The organism is Streptomyces sulfonofaciens (assembly GCF_014656295.1).
GTDB lineage: Bacteria > Actinomycetota > Actinomycetes > Streptomycetales > Streptomycetaceae > Streptomyces > Streptomyces sulfonofaciens.
This window is the reverse complement of record NZ_BNCD01000018.1, coordinates 19,666-38,340: the sequence shown is the minus strand read 5'-3', so window position 1 is coordinate 38,340 and position 18,675 is coordinate 19,666. Positions and strand designations below refer to the sequence as shown.

General features: G+C 73.3%; 13 protein-coding genes and 1 pseudogene. 6 read left to right on the top strand and 8 right to left on the bottom strand.

Annotated features, from left to right (window positions below):
* Positions 1-89 precede the first annotated feature (89 nt).
* On the top strand, positions 90-2,585 hold the full coding sequence (gene sftH / locus IE313_RS25730) for a DEAD/DEAH box helicase (protein ID WP_189936398.1): 2,496 nt from the start codon (positions 90-92) through the stop codon (positions 2,583-2,585).
* A 204-nt stretch (positions 2,586-2,789) separates the two neighbouring features.
* On the opposite strand, the pseudogene IE313_RS25725 reads toward sftH, so the two are convergent.
* From IE313_RS25725 to IE313_RS35505, 3 genes and pseudogenes are all read right to left on the bottom strand, one after another.
* Positions 2,790-3,095 (bottom strand): annotated as a pseudogene (locus IE313_RS25725) (Rv3654c family TadE-like protein); the annotation flags it as partial.
* Between the two features lie 68 nt (positions 3,096-3,163).
* A complete protein-coding gene (locus tag IE313_RS25720; RefSeq protein ID WP_189936234.1) occupies positions 3,164-3,712 on the bottom strand; it encodes a TadE family type IV pilus minor pilin in 549 nt (182 codons plus the stop codon).
* Positions 3,699-3,884, bottom strand: coding sequence for a DUF4244 domain-containing protein (locus IE313_RS35505; protein ID WP_268256750.1), 186 nt, complete (start codon positions 3,882-3,884; stop codon positions 3,699-3,701). Before IE313_RS35505 ends, IE313_RS25720 begins: the two co-directional genes overlap by 14 nt.
* Positions 3,885-3,948: 64 nt before the next feature.
* On the opposite strand from IE313_RS35505, the gene IE313_RS36045 reads away from it, so the two are divergent.
* Entirely contained in the window at positions 3,949-4,077 is a 129-nt protein-coding gene (locus IE313_RS36045; protein WP_268256751.1) for a hypothetical protein, read from the top strand.
* 395 nt (positions 4,078-4,472) lie between these two features.
* Here the strand turns inward: IE313_RS36045 and IE313_RS35500 are convergent, their stop codons facing one another.
* The 4 genes from IE313_RS35500 to ssd form a co-directional block, all read right to left on the bottom strand.
* On the bottom strand, positions 4,473-5,195 hold the full coding sequence (locus IE313_RS35500) for a type II secretion system F family protein (RefSeq protein WP_373317068.1): 723 nt from the start codon (positions 5,193-5,195) through the stop codon (positions 4,473-4,475).
* Between the two features lie 334 nt (positions 5,196-5,529).
* Positions 5,530-6,462 (bottom strand): type II secretion system F family protein, encoded by a 933-nt coding sequence (locus tag IE313_RS25705; protein WP_189936392.1) that lies wholly within the window; start codon positions 6,460-6,462, stop codon positions 5,530-5,532.
* 110 nt (positions 6,463-6,572) lie between these two features.
* Positions 6,573-7,736: a TadA family conjugal transfer-associated ATPase gene (locus IE313_RS25700; protein ID WP_229924950.1), complete on the bottom strand. Its 1,164-nt coding sequence runs from the start codon at positions 7,734-7,736 to the stop codon at positions 6,573-6,575.
* Between the two features lie 806 nt (positions 7,737-8,542).
* A complete protein-coding gene (gene ssd, locus IE313_RS25695; protein WP_189936390.1) occupies positions 8,543-9,685 on the bottom strand; it encodes a septum site-determining protein Ssd in 1,143 nt (380 codons plus the stop codon).
* Positions 9,686-10,474: 789 nt separating this feature from the next.
* Between ssd and IE313_RS25690 the strand changes: the two genes are divergently transcribed.
* Complete coding sequence (locus IE313_RS25690; protein WP_189936229.1) at positions 10,475-11,308, top strand: HAD family hydrolase; 834 nt, start codon at positions 10,475-10,477, stop codon at positions 11,306-11,308.
* 643 nt (positions 11,309-11,951) lie between these two features.
* Here IE313_RS25690 and IE313_RS25685 read toward each other — a convergent pair.
* Positions 11,952-12,785: a Fic family protein gene (locus IE313_RS25685; protein WP_189936227.1), complete on the bottom strand. Its 834-nt coding sequence runs from the start codon at positions 12,783-12,785 to the stop codon at positions 11,952-11,954.
* Positions 12,786-12,885: 100 nt separating this feature from the next.
* Between IE313_RS25685 and IE313_RS25680 the strand changes: the two genes are divergently transcribed.
* The 3 genes from IE313_RS25680 to nhaA all read left to right on the top strand — a co-directional run bounded on the left by IE313_RS25680 (position 12,886) and on the right by nhaA (position 18,214).
* On the top strand, positions 12,886-13,998 hold the full coding sequence (locus IE313_RS25680) for an ATP-binding protein (protein WP_229924949.1): 1,113 nt from the start codon (positions 12,886-12,888) through the stop codon (positions 13,996-13,998).
* A 631-nt stretch (positions 13,999-14,629) separates the two neighbouring features.
* A complete protein-coding gene (gene acs, locus IE313_RS25675; RefSeq protein WP_189936225.1) occupies positions 14,630-16,627 on the top strand; it encodes an acetate--CoA ligase in 1,998 nt (665 codons plus the stop codon).
* 324 nt (positions 16,628-16,951) lie between these two features.
* Positions 16,952-18,214: a Na+/H+ antiporter NhaA gene (gene nhaA, locus IE313_RS25670; protein WP_189936223.1), complete on the top strand. Its 1,263-nt coding sequence runs from the start codon at positions 16,952-16,954 to the stop codon at positions 18,212-18,214.
* Positions 18,215-18,675: the final 461 nt, after the last annotated feature.

Genomic DNA, 18,675 nt, shown 5'->3' with positions numbered 1-18,675 from the left:
GGATCGCCAGCCGCGATGGCATTCAATCACTTACGACAGACGTGCACGACGCCTTGGGGCCATTGTCCGCCGTGCCGGTGACACACTCGATGCCGATGGCCAAGAATCACCGTCCCGAAAGATCCCCGGCGGACACCGCAGCTCGGCCCTCCCCGCAGACGGTCCTGGACCGTCTGGCCCCGGGGCGGGACCGGGCTTCGCGCATCACCCATACGGAGCACTTGCCCCCGCGTGCGGGACGCCATGCCGTCTGGCCCGACCGTATCCGACCGGAGATCATCCGCGCTGTGGAAGGCGCAGGAATCGAGCACCCCTGGGCCCATCAGGCGCTCGCGGCCGAACACGCGCTCGACGGCGAGTCGGTCGTCGTCTCCACGGGCACCGCCTCCGGGAAGTCCCTCGCCTATCTCGTACCGGTGCTCAGTACCCTGCTGGACGGATCCGAAGCACCGAACGGGCGGGGCGCGACCGCCCTCTACCTCGCTCCCACCAAGGCACTCGGAGCAGACCAGTGCCGGGTGGTGAAGGAGTTCGCCGAGCCGCTGGGCAACGCGGTGCGACCGGCCGTCTACGACGGGGACACCGCCTTCGAGGAGCGCGAGTGGGTGCGCCAGTACGCCACGTATGTGCTGACCAACCCCGACATGCTGCACCGGGGCATACTTCCGTCCCATCCGCGCTGGTCGTCCTTTCTGCGCGCGCTGCGCTACGTCGTCATCGACGAGTGCCACACCTATCGCGGGGTGTTCGGTTCGCACGTCGCCCAGGTGCTGCGCCGGCTGCGCAGGCTCTGTGCCCGCTACGGCTCGTCGCCGGTCTTCCTGCTCGCCTCCGCCACCGCCGCGGAGCCTGCCGTGGCCGCCGGCCGGCTGACCGGGGTGCCGGTACGCGAGATCAGCGACGACGCCTCCCCGCGCGGCGAGCTGCTCTTCGCCCTCTGGGAGCCACCGCTCACGGAACTGCACGGCGAGAAGGGTGCGCCGGTCCGCCGCTCCGCCACCGCCGAGACCGCTGACCTGCTGACCGACCTGGTCGTCCAGGGCGTGCGCACGGTCGCCTTCGTCCGGTCGCGGCGTGCTGCCGAGCTGATCTCGGTGATCACCCAGGAGCGGCTCGCCGAGGTGGACCGCTCGCTGGTCCCGCAGGTGGCCGCCTACCGCGGCGGCTACCTCCCCGAGGAGCGACGGGCCCTCGAACGCGCACTGCACACCGGCGAACTCCTCGGCCTCGCCGCCACCACCGCCCTGGAACTCGGCGTCGACGTCTCCGGCCTGGACTCGGTCCTGATCGCGGGCTATCCCGGCACCCGGGCCTCGCTGTGGCAGCAGGCGGGCCGGGCGGGCCGCTCGGGGCAGGGCGCGCTGGCCGTCCTGGTCGCGAGGGACGACCCGCTGGACACCTATCTCGTACACCACCCGGAGGCGGTGTTCCGCCAGCCGGTGGAATCCACGGTGCTCGACCCCGACAACCCGTACGTGCTCGCCCCGCACCTGTGCGCAGCCGCCGAGGAGCTTCCGCTCACGGACGAGGACCTGCCGCTCTTCGGACCCGCCGCGGCCGAGCTGCTGCCGCAACTGGAGGCCGCGAAGCTGCTGCGCCGCCGTACCAGAGCCTGGCACTGGACGCGCCGGGAGCGGGCCGCCGACCTCACCGGCATCCGCGGCGAGAGCGGCGACCCGGTGCAGGTCGTGGAGGCCGGCACGGGACGGCTGCTCGGCACCGTGGACGCCTCGGCCGCCCACACCGCGGTGCACGACGGCGCGGTCCACCTCCACCAGGGCCGTACGTACGTCGTCAGGGAGCTGGACCTCGATGCAGGGGCCGCGCTGGTCGAACGAGCCGACCCGCCGTACACGACCATGGCCCGGGACACCACGGCGATCTCCATCCTCGACACCGAGACCGAGGTGCCCTGGGGCGACGGCCGGCTGTGCTACGGCTCCGTGGAGGTCACCAACCAGGTCGTCTCCTTCCTGCGCCGCCGGCTCATCACCGGCGAGGTGCTGGGCGAGACCAAGCTCGACCTGCCGCCCCGCACGCTGCGCACGCGTGCCGTCTGGTGGACGGTCACCGACGACCAACTGGACGCCGCCCGCATCAACCCCGAGCAACTGGGCGGTGCGCTGCACGCCGCCGAGCACGCGTCGATCGGCATACTGCCGCTGTTCGCCACCTGCGACCGCTGGGACATCGGCGGTGTCTCCGTCCCACTGCACCCCGACACCCTGCTGCCCACCGTCTTCGTCTACGACGGCCATCCCGGCGGCGCGGGCTTCGCCGAGCGCGCCTTCCACACGGCCCGCGAGTGGCTCACCGCCACCCGCGAGGCCATCGCCTCCTGCGAGTGCGAAGCGGGCTGCCCCTCCTGCATCCAGTCCCCCAAGTGCGGCAACGGCAACGATCCCCTGCACAAGCGGGGTGCGGTTCGGCTGCTGACCGTGCTGCTCCGGGGCGCCGAGCAGACCGGGAGCGGCGACCCACGCCCGGACGGGGGCCCGGACCGTCATGACGGTGCCCTGCCCGCGCCCGCCGACGGCGCTCGGGACGACCGCCCGAGCGAGGCCACCGCGCCGCGCGACGCCTGAGACTCCGCTCGGGTGCGGTGACGCGCCTGGGCGCGGAGACGTGTGCGGCTGCGGAGACGTGTCCGGGTGCGGAGACGTGTCCGGCTGCGAAGACGTGCCCGGGTGCGACGGGATACTCGCTGGGTCGGGTGGGGTGCTCGGCTCCGATGGGAGCGGTGGTGGCAGGAAGGGCTCCGGTGGGACCTGGGCCGCCGGGCCGGCGCGGGAGCGTTCCTCGGGGCTGAAGAGGCCGACGACCGCCGTGGCGGTGACGTCCGAGACGTCACCGAGCAGGGCGCACCGCACGAGCCGGGCCCTCTGGGCCTCGGCCACCCGAACGGCCTCGGCACAGGCCGCCACGGGCCCCTCGCTCCAGTGGTCGGCGGCGGCGAGCGCCGCGAGATCGGCCGCGCCGCCCGCCCGGTGCCTGGCCAGGACCGCCTGCGACATACCGAGCAGTGCTCCGAACACCCCGACCAGCACCGTGATCGTCACGACACTCAGCACGGTGGCAGAGCCACGGTCGCTCATGGCGGCGGGGTCACCTCGCCGGTACGGCCCTTCGGCTGCGGGGTCGGCCCGGCCCAGGCTTCGGCGTGTCATGCCGGGCCCCTCCCCGCGGTGGTCGCGGTGGTCCCGATGGCCCCGGTGGTCGCGGTGGTCCCGATGGCCCCGGTGGTTGTCGTGCTCCCGGTGGTTGTCGCCGTCGCCGTCTCCTCGGCCAGTGCCACGGCCTCCTGGCGGAGGTGGAGCGCGAGCGTGCCGAGCCCCGGGGCGTCGGCCTCCACCCGTACGCGCACCAGGTCACCCTCGCGGCGCAGTGTGACCCGGGCGCCTTCGGGTGCCGCCTGTTCGGCGGCGGCAACCGCCGCGGTGTCCGGGTCCTGGCGGGCGGCCACGCGGGCCCCGGCTCTGGCCGCGTCCACACACTGGATCTGAGCGGCCGCGGCCAGCAGCGCCCAGACCAGACCCATCGCGAAAAGGACCAGCGCAGGCAGCACCACCGCCGCCTCCGCGGTCACGAAGCCGCCGTCGGGGCCGCGCAGGGCGCGGGGACGACCGCCGGACCGCGGGCCGGGGCCGCAGCGAGCACGCTGCGCGCCCCGGGCCCGGTCCGGGCGCTCCTCGGCACCCTCAGAACTGGACATCGAACGCCTGTCCCACCATGCCCTGGAGCATCCCTCGCACCGCGGGGCTGTTCAGCACCTTGTACAGCACCACGGCCAGCCCGACTGCCGCGATCATGCCCATCGCGTACTCGGCCGTGACCATCCCGGCGTCCCGCGCTGCCGGACGATCGGCGACGACCCTGCGGAACAGTCGGGCGGTACGGCGGCAGCCCGCACCCGCACCCGCACCGACACCGACACCGACACCGACACCGATGGTGGGACGTCGCCTTTGGTCCTCCCGGCCCTCCCAGCCCTCCCAGCCGTTCCGGCCCTTCCAGATCTTCCGGCTCTTCCGGTCCTTCCTGTCCGTCCAGTTCTTCCAGTTCCTCCGGTCCTTCTGAGCCGATGCGGGGCGTGACGGCCCGTCCGGCGGGGCCTGCCCACACGGCGCCGCTCCGCGCTGCCCTGCCCCGCGCCGAACTGCTTCTCCCCGGTCTTCTTCGCACGGGTCAGCCGTCCTGTTCACGGCGGCCATCGCGGCCCGCTTCCTCGGTTGCGCGGCTCGCGTGCTGCATGCGTCCATCTCGTCCCCCGTGTCGTTCGTCATGTGTGTCGCGTGTGTGTCGTGCACCTGGTCGGTTCGTGCGTCGTGTCCGCACCGGTCGTGTTCAGCGGCATCGGTCAGTGATCCGCTCAGCTCGGCCACCGGCCCGACCCGGCGGCTGGTCCCACCCGGGCACCGCCCAGGCCACCGGAACGGCGAGTCGGGTCGCGCTTCCCTCGCTGCCCTCTTCGGTCACCGGCTCACCAACCCGCTCGCCAGTCCGATGACGACCGGCAGAACGCCGACCGCGATGAAAGCCGGCAGAAAGCACAGCCCGACCGGAGCCGTGATCAGAACGCCGGCGCGATGTGCCCTGGCCGTGGCGGTCCTGCCCCACTCGGCCCTGGCCTCGGCGGCCAACCGGGCAACCGGGGCGGCGGCCGGGGCACCGGAGTCGCCGGCGCGCTCCAGAAGCTTGGCCAGACGGCCGGCACCGGGAAGCGCGGCCAGCCGCCGCCACGCCTCCGCAGGCTCTCCGCCGAGCCGTATCTCCGCGGCACCCCACGCCAACCGCTCGCCGACGGGGCCGCCCAGCGACTCCCCCACCACCCGTGCGGCCGTGACGGTGTCGGCTCCCGCGGTGACACAGGCCGCCAGGAGGTCGGCGGCGAGGGGGAGTTCGCGTACGGCGCGGGCGGTGTCGAACTCCTCCTCCGGCACCGGCCTGCGCTGCCACCACCAGACGGCACCACCGCCCAGCCCTCCCAGTGCCATCCCGACAGGCCCTCCCACCAGGACGTACGCCGTGCTGATCGCGCCGAACACCGGCAGCCACCGCCGCGCCCGTGCCCGCCCCCACGCGCCCCATCCCGCGGCACTCTGCGTCCCCGTGTCCCGGAGCGCACGCTCCGGTCCGGTATTCCTCAACGCGCCCGGCGAACCGGCGGCCCGGCGCGACCAGCCCGGCCCCGCCACTCGGGATGAGCCCCACGGCACGCCTCCTCGTGTGCCGCGGAACTCCTGCCCCCCGGGCCGGGCCGGAGCGCCGCGCGTACCGTCGGCCCGGCGGCGCCACCGGTCGGTCCGGCGCCGTGTCCCGTCCGTCCAGCCTCGTGTCCCGTCGATCCGGCCGAGGGTCGCGTGCAGCCTGCGCCGTATCCGGTGTCGCCGCTCCACCATGCCGAGAAAGACCACCGTCAGCAGCACACCGGCCGCGACCCACGACGCCGCCCCCAGCCTGTGGACAACTTCCGCGTTCATCCGCCCTCCGTGTTCTGTACGACGTCCTGTACGACGTTCTGCACGCCGGTCATCCGCCCGCCCCGTTCCGTACGATCCGCAGTGCCCACCACAGGCCGCTGCCCTCCAGCAGGCCGCCGACGGCCAGGCAGCCGAGGCCGGCACCGGTGTGCAGCAGGACCCGCAGGGGATCGGCACCGAGGGCGCTGCCCAGTAGCAGGCCCAGTACGGGGAGCACGGCCAGCAGGACCGCCGTGGAGCGGGGTCCGGCCAACTGGGCACGCAGCTCGGCGCGCCGGCTCTCCTCGGCGCGCAGGGCGGCCTCCAGACGGTCGAGTCCGGCCGCGAGACCGGCGCCGCTGTCCACGGCTACCCGCCAGCAGGCGGCAAGTCCGATCAGACCCTCGGCACCCGGCTCCCTGGCAGCGCCTGCGAGTGCCCTGGGTACGTCGCCGCCGAACCGTGCGGCGGCCAGCACGGCGGTCCGAGCGGCAGGCAGGCCGTCCGTGTCCCGGGTACTGGTGAGGAGGGCCTCACCGGGGTGCCGCCCGGCCCGTACCTCGCCCGCCAGTGCACCGCAGAGAGCGATCACCGCCGTGGCCCGCCGGTCCCGGTCCCTCCGGGCCTCGCGCGCCCGCCGTGCCCGCCGGGCCACGGGCAGCGCCCCGACGCCCAGCAGCAGCGGCAGGACCGAGTGACCGAGGCCCGCCCCGCATGCCCCCACCACCACGCACCACGTCTCGGGCCGCGCCGCCACGCGCGCCAGGGCCACCGCACGCGTTGCCGGGCCGCCCTGGTCACCGCCTCCGCCACCGTCCTCGGGGTGGTGCCGCCCGGGCCTTTGGCTTCCCGGGGCACCGTGCCTGAGCACCCTCAGGCGCCGAACTGCCGCCGTCAGGGCACCGGCGGGCGCCTGGCCACCGCGCCGGAACAGTGAGCGGGCGCGGCGCGCCCCGCCGTCCCCCGCGCCGGCCAGCCATCCCGCGGCGCCGGCGCAGACCATGGCCGCGCCGAGGCAGAGCAGACCGAGCAACCGGCCCGCCGGGGACCTCGTCGGAACCGGCACGGTCGGCGCGTCGGCCACGGCTGCCGCCACGGTGATCGTCAGTGCCGTCATGCCCGGCCTCCCCCGAGCAGTCGCTCCAGGTGCTGCCAACCCGTCTCGTAGGCGAAGGCCGTAGTGCCCCAGCGCAGCGCGGGCACCGTCACCACCAGTCCCGACGGATCCCGCCGCAGCACATGCACCTCGGCGATCCGGCGCCGGCCGCCGCGGTCCCTCACCAGGTGGAGCACCACCGAGAGGGCGGCTGCGAGTTGGCTGTGGAGAGCGGCGCGGTCCAGGCCGGCCGCCGTGCCGAGGGCTTCCAGCCGGGCCGGCACATCGGCCGCGGCGTTGGCGTGCACCGTGCCGCAGCCCTCGTGGCCCGTGTTGAGTGCGGCCAGGAGGTGGACGACCTCCGGTCCGCGGACCTCGCCGACCGCCAGCCGGTCGGGCCGCATACGCAGCGCCTGGCGCACCAGGTCCTGGAGCGTGACGCGCCCTGCGCCCTCCTGGTTGGCGGGTCTGGTCTCCAGGCGCACCACATGGGGGTGGTCGGGCCGCAGCTCGGCCGAGTCCTCGGCGAGCACGATCCGCTCGTCCGGTTCGACGAGACCGAGGAGGGCGCTGAGCAGGGTGGTCTTGCCCGAGCCGGTGCCGCCGCTGATCAGGAAGGACAGGCGGGCGTCGAGCAGGGCGCGCAGGACGCGGTCGCCGCCGGGCGGAACGGTGCCCGCCGCGACGAGTTCGGCGAGGGTGAAGGCGCGGGGCCTGACGACCCGTAGGGACAGGCAGGTGCAACCGACGGCCACCGGAGGCAGGACCGCGTGCAGGCGGGTGCCGTCCGGGAGGCGGGCGTCCACCCATGGGTGGACGTCGTCCAGCCGGCGGCCCGCCACGGCCGCGAGGCGCTGTGCGAGGCGGCGTACGGCGGCGGGATCGCGGAAGGTGATGCCGGTCAGTTCGAGGCCCGCGCCACGGTCGAGCCAGACCCGGTCGGGCCCGGAGACCAGGACGTCCGTCACGGTCGGGTCGGCGAGCAGCGGCTCCAGCGGGCCGGTGCCGACGAGTTCGGAGCGCAGGTGCGCGGTGGCGGCCAGCACGTCGGCGTCACCCAGGATCCTCCCCTGGGCGCGAAGGGCCTCGGCGACCCGTGCCGGGGTGGGGTCGTGGCCGCGCTCGGCGAGCCACTGGCGGACCCCGTCGAGCAACCCGTGCCCGCCCCGCCCGCCTGCCACCGGCGGCGCCGGCCACCGGAGCCCTGCCGCGCCCGCCGGATGCCTCGCCGGTGATGCCCGCGGCACGACCGGTGCCGGTGGAACGGGAGACACCGGCGGAATCGGCGAGGCGAGGGGGACAGAGAACGCCGGTGGCGGCGAGGACGCGAGCGGGGTCGTCGACGCGGATCGAGACGGCCCAGCCGAAGAGGCTGATGGCGCCGGTGGAAGGGGCCACCCCGGTGGCACCTCCGTCGGCGTTCCTTTCGGCGTTTGTGTCGGCGTTTCCGTCCGCGTTCCTGTCGCCGGCCCGACTGGCGGGGCGGGCGGAGCCAGTGGGGCCGACGGCGTACGCGGCGCCGGGGGCACCGGAGGCACGAGGGGCACCGAGGGGACGGGCACCGGGCGCGTCGCAATCCGGGCGGGCCATGCGGTACCGCCCATCACCGCACCGCCCCCTCCGCCGGTGGCCGGCACCTGGCCGGCCACCACGGCTTGGCCGCGCCCGGAGCCCCCGGGCGGATCCGCTGTCCCCGCCCGGCGGTGCACCGCATCCCACAGCGGGGCGACCACGCTCCCGTGCGCACCCGCCGCCCCCTCGCGCGCGGCACCCGCCGCCGTCCCGCACCTCGAAGCAACCGGGGCGGCCCTCTGCGCGGCGCCGCCCACGGCCGGGCCTCCTGCGCAAACGCCCGCCGCCGCACGCGCAGCTTCCTGCGGGCCTCCCGCGGCCGCCACCGGCGAGCCTGCCGAGCCCGCCCCGTCCGCCGGCAGTGGCACGCCTTCCGGGCGCACCACCAACCGCCTCGCACACCGCTGCGTCTCGTTCACCGGGCACCGCCCACGGCCGGCAGCCGGTCCCACAGGGCCGTGCAGAAACGGGCGAGGGGGCCCTTGGGGTCGCGGCCCGGAGGTGCTCCGGCCTCCTGCGCGGACGACAGGCCGGGCTCATCGGGGAGCTCGCCGGCGAGAGGCAGGCCCAGGAAGCGGCCGACCCCGTCCGCGGTGAGGGCGCCCGAAGGGCGGCCCGAGGCCGGTGGCCGCACCACGATCCGCAGGTCGCGCAGCACCATGCGGGCGGCCGAGGCCACCTTTCCCGCGGCGGCTACCGCGCGCAGCTCCGCGGGCACCACCAGCAGGCCCAGGTCGAGCTGGGCGAGGGCCTCCGCCGTGCCCTCGTCCACACGCCGGGGCAGGTCGACGACGACCACGCCACCGCGGCGGCGGGCGGCCGCGAGCACCGCCCGCATGGCCTCCGGCGCCACAGCGACCGTGTCCCCGCGGTCCCAGCTGAGGAGCCTGAGCGAGTGCAACTCGGGCAGCGACTCCTCCAGGGCGCCACCACCCACCCGGCCCCGGGACGCGGCCAGGTCGGGCCAGCGCAGGCCCTGGGCCGACTCGCCGCCCAGCAGCACATCGAGACCGCCGCCCAGCGGATCGGCGTCCACGAGCATGGTGCGGTGTCCGGCGCGGGCCGCGGTGACGGCCAGCGCGCAGGCCAGGGTGGACGCACCGGCTCCGCCGCGGCCGCCGATCACGCCTGCGGTGAACGCGGGCCGCCCCACGCCCTCTGCCACGTCCGCGATGCGGTCCACCAGCCACTGCTCGCCGTCCGGCAGGACCAGCACGTGGTCGGCGCCGATCTCGACACCGCGCCGCCACACACCGGGGTCGTCCTGGTCCCGTCCGACCAGGACCACCCCGCGCCGGCGGACGGCGCCGCGCACCCGCGGGACCGCGTCGTCGCCGACCAGGACGAGCGGTGCCTTCGCCCAGGCGTTTCCGGCGACCCCTCGCGCGGGGACGCCGTGGTGCACCTCCGGTCGTGCGCCTGCCGCCGCACACAGCCGCAGCAGATCGTCCAGGAGGTCGAAGTCCTCGGTGATGATCAGTGGTGTCCGGCGGCCCGCTTCCGTGCCCACCGCCAAGTCGCCCGCCCCTGCCGCGTCCGCATCCCCCGGGCCGTCCATCCCCGCCAGGTCGTGCGCCCCCGCCGGGGCACCGGCCCCCGCGGGGTCGTTCACACCCGCCGGAGCGCCGGCCCCCGCCGGGGCGTTCGTGCCCATCGGATTGCCGGTGTCCGTATTGCCGATGTCCGAATTGTTGGTGTCCGGCGGGTTGTCGACCCCCACCAGGTTGTTGATGTCCGGCGGATCGTTGGAGAGCGCTCCAACCACGATTTCCAGCCCCCTTCGCCGCGCATCTCGCGACGCCCCCGTGGGCCCGCGAATGCCCTTCGCCCGAAGAAACCGGCCAGTGGACGGCTTACGAAGCGTCGATAAGAACCGGCCATTGGAACCGGTCCCAAACCGAAGCGCTCATGAACTCCGTGCGCAGGACGCGCTGAATCACGGTGCCGCGAACCTGGAAATCGTGTGGATCTTGGTCCATAACTGTGGACAAGCGGGCGGTTGTGAATATCCTCATCACCCAAACCAGTGACATCGCGGGCACAGGGTCGCAGCCTCCGCAGCGCAGCACGAAACTTACGGAGAGTGACGATCTTCATGAGGACGCGGCGCGGGCACGAGAGGCCGTCGCGCGGCTCCGGAGAGACGGGGGAAGAGGAAGAAACCCGTCCGGACATGCGACGACCCCCGCCGGGGGGGAGAGCGGGGGTCGTCCCCACGGCCGACTCGGGGGGGGAGGAGTCGGGCCGGGTTAGCACGGTCGCGAACGATCCGTGACTTCCATGGTGTACCCGAGAGCCTTCTCAGGCAAACCCACGCGCCACAGCTTACGCCGAATGGCGGGCGCATATGCTCATGCTCGTGGAAAACCACTCCTTGCCTCGCACAGCGGCCTTCTTTGACCTGGACAAGACGGTCATTGCGAAGTCGAGCACGCTCACCTTCAGCAAGTCGTTCTACCAAGGCGGACTCATCGGCCGCAGGGACGTACTGCGGACCGCCTATGCGCAGTTCGTCTTCCTTGCGGGCGGCGCCGACCACGACCAGATGGAGCGCATGCGCTCGTACCTGTCGGCGCTGTGCCGCGGGTGGAACGTCCAGCAGGTGAAGGAGATCGTGGCGGAGACTCTGCACGATCTCATCGATCCCATCATCTATGACGAGGCGGCCTCGCTCATCGAGGACCACCACTGCGCGGGGCGCGATGTGGTGATCGTCTCCACCTCCGGCGCCGAGGTGGTGGAGCCCATCGGTGAGCTGCTGGGCGCGGACCGCGTCGTCGCCACCCGGATGGTGGTGGGCGGCGACGGCTGCTTCACCGGGGAGATCGACTACTACGCCTACGGACCCACCAAGGCCGAGGCCATCAGGGACCTGGCCGAGTCGGAGGGGTACGACCTGGCCCACTGCTACGCCTACAGCGACTCGGCGACGGACCTGCCCATGCTGGAGTCCGTCGGCCACCCCTGCGCCGTCAATCCCGACCGTGCGCTGCGCAGGGAGGCGTTGGCCCGGCGGTGGCCGATCCTCGACTTCCACCGCCCGGTCCGGCTGAAGCAGCGGCTGCCCTCCCTGTCCGTGCCACCGCGGCCGGCACTGATGGCGGTGGCGGCGGTCGGCGCGGCGGCGGCCACCGCAGGTCTGGTCTGGTACGCAAGCCGGCGCCGCGCCGCAACAGCCTGACCGTGGCGCACAGGGGCGTCTGACGCGCGTAGCGGTCGACGCACGCACCCTCCGCGTGTACTCCCGCGCGCGCACCTTCCCCTCGCACGGTGCACAGCCGCACCGCGCACACCCTTCGCCCGCCTGCTCTTCGCCCACGCCCCCCTTGTCCGCGCACCTTCGACACACGCACCCTTGGCACACGCACCCCCACTTCGCGCGCGTACCCGTTGCTCCCGCGGACGAGCCGCTCGCGAGGCCCGTCCGCCCCGGGATGCTTGAGCATGAAAGTAAAACCCTGGGGAGAGGGTTTCCCGGCGTCCCGCGCAGGAGTACAAAGGAAGTGACGGCCCGCGAGACCAGGGACATCCGAGAGGATGACCCCGACACGCACACGGCCCCACGGACCGCGCATGGACGCCTGGCACCCACGCGACGCCGACCCGTCGAATACGGGCCAGCCGCACCGGGCAACGGACTCGGTTCCGACCTGGTGGGCGCTACACAAAGGACGCATGGTAACCGGGTGCACATGCCAGCGGCGGTACGAGTCCTCGTACCGCCGCACCCCTGTGCCGGGGCGGGCCCCCGCGCCGCGGCCGACGTCCGCTTGCCAGCCCGTGCCCCCGCTCAGCCCGCGCTCGGCCTCTCGACGCGATGGCGGTCAGGCGGCGCCTCGTTGCAGGGCCTCGCAGACCGCCGTCGACTCCCTGGCGCCCAGTTCCACCGCGCGCCCGCAGTGGGCGATCCAGGACGCCACTCCCCGGGAGGTGCCGGAGACGTAGTCCTCAAGGGCTGCCAGATACGCCGTGCGGCCCTGCTCGGCGTGGCCCACCTCGACGGGGCAGACCGACTTGGGGTCGAGCCCGCTGCCGACCAGGACGACGCGTGCGGCCGCTCGGGCCACCAGGCCGTTGTGCGACGCGAAGGGACGCAGCGCGAGCAGTTCGCCGTGCACCACGGCGGCGGTCACCAGGGCGGGCGCCGAGCTGCCGGCCACGAGCAGCCGGGACAGCCCGTCCAGACGTCCTGACATCTCCTGCGCGTCCGGCAGCGGCAGCTCGCCGAACTCGTCGTCGACATCCTCCCCGGCCCGGCGGGGGCGGCCCACCCGCTCGTCCTGGTCCGCGGCGGCCAGCAGGTGGAGGCGGGCCAGCACCCGCAGCGGCGACTGCCGCCAGACGGACAGCAGTTGGCCGGCCTCGGCGGTGAGCCTCAGGGCCGCGCCCACCGTGCGCGCGGGGTCGTCGGTATCCGCGCCACGGAAGTCGGTCCGCCTGCGCACCTCTTCGAGCGCCCAGTCGGCGCCGGAGAGCGCAGCCGACCCGCGAGCGCCTCGCAGAGCCGCCTCCGAGGCGATCTCCGGGCTGCGGCGCCGCATCACCCGGTGGCCGTAGACGCGGTCCACGGCGGCACGGACGGAGTCCACCGCGGCGCCGACGCCCGGCAGCGCCCCCAGGGTGACCAGCGGATCAGCGGACGCACCTGTCGTACTCATGAGTACGACCCTACGCACTCCGGTGAGCGACCCCACGATGGAGTGGCTTCCTGTGTTTGGATGACCACTACAGGCAGTCAGGTGACTACCCTAGGTGAACATGAAGATCGCTTTCGTGGGAAAGGGCGGCAGTGGCAAGACGACCCTGTCCTCCCTGTTCATCCGCCACCTCGCCGCCGCCGGTGCCACCGTCGTCGCGGTGGACGCCGACATCAACCAGCACCTCGGGCCGGCGCTGGGCCTCAGCGAGGACGCCGCCGCCGCACTGCCCGCCATGGGGGCCAGACTGCCTCTGATCAAGGACTACCTGCGTGGCTCCAACCCGCGGATCAGCTCGGCCGACACCATGATCAAGACGACCCCGCCCGGCAGCGGTTCGCGACTGCTGCGGATCCGCGAGGACAACCCCGTCTACGACGCGTGCGCCCGGCCGGTGGAACTCGACGGCGGCGCCGTGCGTTTGATGGTCACGGGGCCCTTCACGGAGGCCGACCTCGGCGTCTCCTGCTACCACTCCAAGACGGGCGCCGTGGAACTCTGCCTCAACCACCTCGTCGACGGTCCCGACGAGTACGTGGTCGTCGACATGACCGCGGGCTCAGACTCGTTCGCGTCCGGCATGTTCACCCGCTTCGACATGACCTTCCTGGTGGCCGAGCCGACCAGGAAGGGCGTATCCGTCTACCGCCAGTACAAGGAGTACGCACATGACTTCGACATCACCCTGAAGGTCGTCGGCAACAAGGTCCAGGGACAGGACGACATCGACTTCCTGCGCGCCGCCGCCGGGGACGACCTGCTGGTGACCGTCGGGCAGTCCGACTGGGTACGGGCCATGGAGAAGGGCCACCCACCCCGCTTCGAACGCCTGGAAGCCGGCAACCACCGGGCCCTGGAGACGCTCAGGACCGCCGCCGACGCCACCCATGCGGCGCGGGACTGGGAGCGCTACACACGCCAGATGGTGCACTTCCACCTGAAGAACGCGCAGAACTGGGGGAACGAACGGACGGGCACCGACCTGGCCGGCCAGGTCGACCCCGATTTCGTGCTGCGGGAGCCGGGGAGCGGCCCGGGAGCGAGGACCGGCTCAGCAGGAGCGGGCACGGGAGCGGGAGCAGAAGCGGGCGCACAAGCAAGCGAAGGGACAGGAGCGGAGGCAGAAGCGGGAGCGAACGCAGAAACGGGAGCGGGCGCCGCACTCCCGGCCTGACACGCACGAGGATGCCGGGGCCCGCCGGGCCCGACACCCCAGGGTGCCGGGTTCGCAGGCCCACCCGGCACCCGGGTTCGCAGGCCCACCCGGCACCCTGAGCGGCACCACGGCACATCCCCGGGCGAGCGACTGCCGACCGCCACTGGGAACCCAGCCCCGCGCCCGGCATCGGCCCGCCGCCGGCAGGCACCACCACAGGGAACCCAGCCCCGGACCCGCCGCCGAAAGGCACCATCCCCAGGAGCCCGGCCCCGACCCCAGGCCCCCACCACGCAAAGCCCCACCACGCAAAAGCCCCACCCGGGGAGCCCGACCCCGCACCCCGGCTCCAAAGCCCCCACCCCTGGGAGTCCGGCCCCGCACCCTGCCACCCAAAGACCGCACCACCGAAAGGCACCACCCGAAAGACACCACACCAAAAGGCCCACCACCGCGCCCCGTCGTCCAAGGCCCGACCGCCCGATGCCGCCACCGGAAGCCCGCCGTGAGCCCCGCTCCCGACCCCTCCGGGAAACCGGCCCCCAGGGGGCCTACGCTGACCGCAGAACCAAGGGTTCCAGCACCCGGCAACAGGTCTAAACCAGTTACCGGTCAGCTCTTGTCACCAGGGGTACGCGTCTGATGAGCTGTGGCTTGGGACACAACGGACACCCTGGGAAAGGGAGATGTCGTGAGCAACGAAAGCCTGGCCAACCTCTTGAAGGAGGAGCGTCGTTTTGCGCCCCCCGCTGACCTGGCCGCGCATGCCAACGTCACCGCTGAGGCGTACGAACGGGCCAAGGCTGACAGGCTCGGCTTCTGGGCCGAGCAGGCCCGCCGCCTGACCTGGGCCACCGAGCCCACCGAGACCCTGGACTGGTCGAACCCGCCGTTCGCCAAGTGGTTCGCGGACGGCAGGCTCAACGTCGCGTACAACTGCGTCGACCGCCATGTCGAAGCGGGCCACGGCGACCGGGTCGCGATCCACTTCGAGGGCGAGCCGGGCGACGGCCGGGCCATCACCTACGCCGAGCTCAAGGACGAGGTCTCCAAGGCCGCCAACGCCCTGACCGAGCTCGGCGTCACCCAGGGCGACCGGGTCGCCGTCTACCTGCCGATGATCCCCGAGGCCGTGGTGGCGATGCTGGCGTGCGCGCGGATCGGCGCCGCCCACTCGGTCGTCTTCGGCGGTTTCTCCGCGGACGCCATCGCGGCCCGGATCGACGACGCCGACGCCAAGCTGGTGATCACCGCCGACGGCGGCTACCGGCGGGGCAAGCCGTCCGCGCTCAAGCCGGCCGTCGACGACGCCGTGGCCCGCACCCAGAGCGTCGAGAAGGTGCTGGTCGTGCGCCGCACCGGGCAGGACGTGGCCTGGACCGAGGGCCGGGACATCTGGTGGCACGAGATCACCGGGCGGCAGTCCGCCGAGCACACGCCCGAGGCGTTCGAGGCCGAGCAGCCGCTGTTCATCCTCTACACCTCCGGCACCACCGGAAAGCCCAAGGGCATCCTGCACACCTCCGGCGGCTACCTCACCCAGACCTCCTACACCAGCCACGCCGTCTTCGACCTCAAGCCGGAGACCGACGTCTACTGGTGCACGGCCGACATCGGCTGGGTCACCGGCCACTCGTACATCGTCTACGGCCCGCTCTCCAACGGCGCCACCCAGGTGATCTACGAGGGCACGCCCGACACCCCGCACCAGGGCCGCTTCTGGGAGATCGTGCAGAAGTACGGCGTCACGATCCTGTACACGGCGCCCACGGCGATCCGCACGTTCATGAAGTGGGGCGACGACATCCCCGCCAAGTTCGACCTCAGCAGCCTGCGGGTGCTGGGCTCGGTCGGCGAGCCGATCAACCCCGAGGCATGGGTCTGGTACCGCAAGCACATCGGCGGCGACCGCTGCCCGATCGTGGACACCTGGTGGCAGACCGAGACCGGCGCGATGATGATCTCGCCGCTGCCCGGCGTCACCGAGACCAAGCCCGGCTCCGCACAGCGGCCGCTGCCCGGCATCTCGGCCACGGTCGTCGACGACGAGGCGAACGAGGTGCCCGACGGTGGCGGCGGCTACCTCGTCCTCACCGAGCCCTGGCCGTCCATGCTCCGCACCATCTGGGGCGATGACCAGCGGTTCCTCGACACCTACTGGTCGCGCTTCCCCGACCGCTACTTCGCGGGCGACGGCGCCAAGAAGGACGACGACGGCGATGTGTGGCTGCTCGGCCGCGTCGACGACGTCATGCTGGTGTCCGGCCACAACATCTCCACCACGGAGGTGGAGTCCGCGCTGGTCTCGCACCCCTCGGTCGCCGAGGCGGCGGTCGTCGGTGCGGCCGACGAGACGACCGGCCAGGCCATCGTCGCCTTCGTGATCCTGCGCGGCACGGCGAGCGAGGACGCGGGGCTGGTCGCGGCGCTCCGCGACCACGTCGGCAGGACGCTCGGGCCGATCGCCAAGCCGAAGCGGATCCTGCCGGTGGCGGAACTCCCCAAGACGCGCTCCGGAAAGATCATGCGCCGGCTGCTCCGCGACGTCGCGGAGAACCGGGAGCTGGGAGACGTCACGACCCTCACCGACTCCTCGGTGATGGAACTCATCCAGTCGAAGCTGCCGTCGGCACCCAGCGAGGACTGAGAGCGCACTGTCCGGCCACGGAGGGCGTCCTCTAGGAGGGCGCCCTCCGGCGTGCTGTCCGGGTTCCCGCCGACCTGATCGCGGAGCGGATCGGAGGGCGCCCTCCGGAGACGGGGCGGACGAGGACGCCCCTGACCGACCCCGCACCACACCGACCCGCCCTGTCCGGCCGCACCAGACCGACCCGCTCTGTCCGGGCCTGCACCACGCCGACTCACCCTGACCGGCCCGCCCTCACCGGTCCTCGCATATAGGGTTTACCGCGTAAAGTGGGGCAAACCACCGGCTGGGGCGCCGCCAGCCGACCCCTCCGGGAGGACCGCCGTGCCGACCCCCCGCCGCAAGGCACTGGGCCGCCTCTCCCTCCCCGAACGCACCTTCGTCGCCGATGCCCTGCGTGCCGAGACGGTCGGCGGCATCCTTCTCCTCGTCGCCGCTCTCACCGCCCTGATCTGGGCGAACCTTCCGGCCGAGGCCGGCTACGAGACGGTGCGCACCGCCCGTGTCGGCCCGTCCGCAGTGGGCCTGGACCTCACGCTCGCGCACTGGTCCGCGGACGGCCTGCTGGCCCTCTTCTTCTTCGTCGCGGGCATCGAACTCAAACGCGAACTGGTCGCCGGCGATCTGCGCGACCCCCGGGCCGCCGCCCTGCCCGTCGTCGCCGCGCTCTGCGGCATGCTGGCGCCCGCGCTGGTCTACGTTCTCGTGAACGCCGCCGGCGGCGGCTCGCTGGACGGCTGGGCGGTCCCCACCGCCACCGACATCGCCTTCGCGCTGGCCGTGCTCGCGGTCATCGGCAGCGCGCTGCCGTCCGCCCTGCGCGCGTTCCTGCTGACACTCGCGGTGGTCGACGACCTCTTCGCGATCCTCATCATCGCCTTCTTCTTCACGGATGACGTGCGCTTCCCCGCGCTCGGCGGCGCCGCGGCCTGCCTCGTCCTCTTCTGGCTGCTGCTGCGGCACACCCGGGTGCGCGGCTGGTACGTCTACGTCCCGCTGGGACTGGTGGTCTGGGCGCTGACGTACCGCAGCGGGGTGCACGCGACCGTCGCCGGTGTCGCCCTGGGCCTGGTCCAGCGCTGCCACCGCAGGCACGGCGAGTCCCGCTCACCGGGTGAGCGGATCGAGCATCTGGTGCGGCCGCTCTCCGCGGGATTCGCCGTGCCCGTCTTCGCCCTGTTCAACGCCGGGGTGGCGGTCTCCGGCAGCGTACTGGCCGATGTGTTCGCCAGGCCCGAGACACTGGGGGTGGTGCTCGGCCTGGTGGCCGGCAAGACGCTCGGGGTGTTCGGCGGTACCTGGCTGACGGCCCGTTTCACCCGGGCGCAGCTCAGCGACGACCTGGTCTGGCCCGATCTGTTCGCGGTGGCGGTGGTCGCGGGCATCGGCTTCACCGTCTCGCTGCTCATCGGCGAACTGGCCTTCACCGGCGCCCCCGCACTGACCGACGAGATCAAGGCCGCCGTCCTCGTGGGTTCCGTCATCGCCGCACTCGGCGCCGCCGTCCTGCTGAGGAGCCGCAACACCGAGTACCGCAGGCTCCGGGCGGACGAGGAGCGCCCGACGGACCGCGACGGACCGCCCTGACATGACGGCCTTTCCCGAGACGACGGCCTTCCCGGAGACGACGGTCTGCCCCGACCCGACGGCCTACCCTCACATGACGGGCTTCCCGGCGCGGCGTGCCAACGTTCCCTGACATCTCGTGAGCCCACGGCGCGCAGGGCGCTGCGAGCGCCCCCGGGCGGAGATCCGGAGGGCCACGTGCCGTGCCGGAAGGTCACCGAGACGTGCCGAAGGGCGGGCGGGTCACGCGACTCGGACGGCCGTCCGGCATGATCTGAGGCCATGGGTGACGCGGGCCGTGCGACCGGTGTTCCGCGGGACGGCCAACGGTTCCGCGGCTTTCCGGACTTGTCCGGCCGCCCGCCGCGGCCTCCGACAGGCGGCCGGCAGGCGGCGGGCGGCCCGTGGACCACGGCACGAGGCCGGCGGATCACGGTGGTGGCCGCAAACCAGCGGCAGCAGACCGTGGGCCGATGGCGGCA